Origin of the sequence: Leisingera sp. ANG-M1, assembly GCF_000813745.1 — a bacterium.
Classification (GTDB): domain Bacteria; phylum Pseudomonadota; class Alphaproteobacteria; order Rhodobacterales; family Rhodobacteraceae; genus Leisingera.
The window spans coordinates 1-1,904 of sequence record NZ_JWLC01000034.1 but is presented as its reverse complement, the minus strand read 5'-3'; the positions used below and the strand labels follow the sequence as shown (position 1 = coordinate 1,904).

The following is a 1,904-nucleotide window of genomic DNA, read 5'->3' as shown; positions in this document are numbered from 1 at the left end:
GCAGAGCACCATCACGGTGCCTTCCAGCCAGGGCACCGGCCTGAGCGTCGCCAGATCCGGCTTCATCACATAATCGCCGTAGCCGGCTTGCCAGGAGGTCGAAACATAGCCGTCCGGCGTCGCCATCTCCAGATCGGTCGCCAGCAGGTAATTGCAGCAATGCGTCTCCTCCCACGCCCCCGCAACAAAATGCCCCGCATGAAACCGCTTCCCCATCAGGCGGCCCTGCATGTCAACAAGGCACACCAATACAGTATCAACCGCGCCCGCAGCGACTTGATCCTTCAAAGCCTCAAATGTCAGCTGTTTGCTCACGATACATCCTCCTTGATCGTGATATCCCTAAGCGCCGGTTCCAGAAGCCGCAGGAGTTCCTGCGCCCGGGCGGCGATATTCTCCGGTGTGCGCATCAGATCGTTGCGCACTTCAATCATCACATTGGCCAGCCCGCGGGACTGCGCGTGCAGGCGCAGTGAATGGGTGACCCCGTCCGCCGGGCCGTAAGGTTCATTGCGTTCCACCCGGCGGCCTGCCAGGCGGCCGGTGTGGTCCAGCATGGCGTCTGCCAGGCGGCTGTCCTCGTCGTGCAACAGGCCGATTTCGACCGCCCGCTGGCGGCCAAAGTAGACTGGTGTAAAGCTGTGCACCGTCACCACGGCTGTATCCGGGCCGCGTGCGTCCAGCACCTGCGACACTGCAGCGCAAAACGGCTGATACACCGACGTGGTGCGGGCATCGCGTTGCGCCTGGCTCAGGCCGTGGTTCCCCGGAACCTCGATCAGCTCTGATTTCTCCGGCATCGCGCTGGCAGCTTCGGGCGGGCGGTTGCAGTCGTAAACCAGCCGCGACACCGTGGACATCACCGCCGGCGCGTCTAGCGCCGCTGACAGCGCCAGAGTCAAATCCCGCGCGCCAGGGTCCCAGGCGGCGTGGCTCAGACGGTCTGTTTCGGCCAAGCCCAACCCGTTGTATTCTGCCGGGATGCGGGCGCTGGCGTGTTCGCACAGCAGCACCACCCGGCCGCGGCCCTGGTCATTGAGAATTTCTACCGGCGGTGTCCCGCAGCGCAGAGTCATGTCTTGGCCTCCGTCAGGGCAGTGTTCGTCATCTTGGGCATGGCCTCGATCAGCCGGGTCTCCAGCAGCTGCCCGTGCCGGTACAGGATCGGCGAGGCCACCGCCGCGATATGGCTGTTGAACTCGCGCAGCGCGCGCAGGGTTTCCAGATGGATATCCGAGGTCTCAAAACTCCCGGCAGTGCCATGCTGCAGCCTGCGCAGGTGGCGCTTGCGGCTGTCGCGCTCGGCACGTTTGATTTCGCTTTTCTCCTGGCTCAGCAGCCGGGCGCTCTCCAGGTCATCTGAAATCAGCACGTTTTTAGAGAGCTTCAGGTTGGCCAGGATGCTTTCATGCATCTCCACCAGTTCAGCCCAGCCGTCCTTCGAGAAATCAGTGCTTTTCTTTCGCATCTCCGAAGCCAATGCGGTCAGACGCTTTGCGACCACATCGCCGGCAGTCTCAAGGCGGATGGCGTATTCCAAGAGGCTTTGCATCTCTGCGGTGTTTTCCTTGCCGAACTCATCAGCAGGCAGCGCCGTCACATACTGCCGGATGCCGGAAAGGCAGGCGTTAACCTCTGCATCAGTGGCCTGAACTGCCTTGATGTCCTCCTTGCTACCTGAACGGTAGAGCTCAAGCGCGGGCTGGAACATCGTTTCGACCAGATCGCTCATCCGCAAAAGCTCGCGTTTCAAGTTGGCGCGGGCCTGTGAGGGGCGGCCGATGCGGGCCAGATCCAAAGCGCTGGAAGGACGGCCATGCGGCAACCCGGGTTCCGGGGCTTTGGCGACCGGCACCAGCCGCTCAAAGAGTCCCTGCAGCCGTCCGCAGAACGGCAGCGCCAGC

The 1,904-nt window shown here is 62.8% G+C and carries 2 protein-coding genes and 1 pseudogene; all 3 read right to left on the bottom strand.

What is annotated here, in order from left to right; all coding sequences use genetic code 11:
• Positions 1-315 (bottom strand): annotated as a pseudogene (locus RA19_RS24220) (glutamine synthetase); the annotation flags it as partial.
• Positions 312-1,076, bottom strand: a complete 765-nt coding sequence (locus tag RA19_RS24215; protein ID WP_039168031.1) for an N-formylglutamate amidohydrolase — start codon at positions 1,074-1,076, stop codon at positions 312-314. The gene RA19_RS24215 and the pseudogene RA19_RS24220, both read right to left, overlap by 4 nt.
• On the bottom strand, positions 1,073-1,904 hold an 832-nt coding region (locus RA19_RS24210; RefSeq protein WP_039168028.1), incomplete at its 5' end, for a Na/Pi cotransporter family protein. The genes RA19_RS24210 and RA19_RS24215, both read right to left, overlap by 4 nt.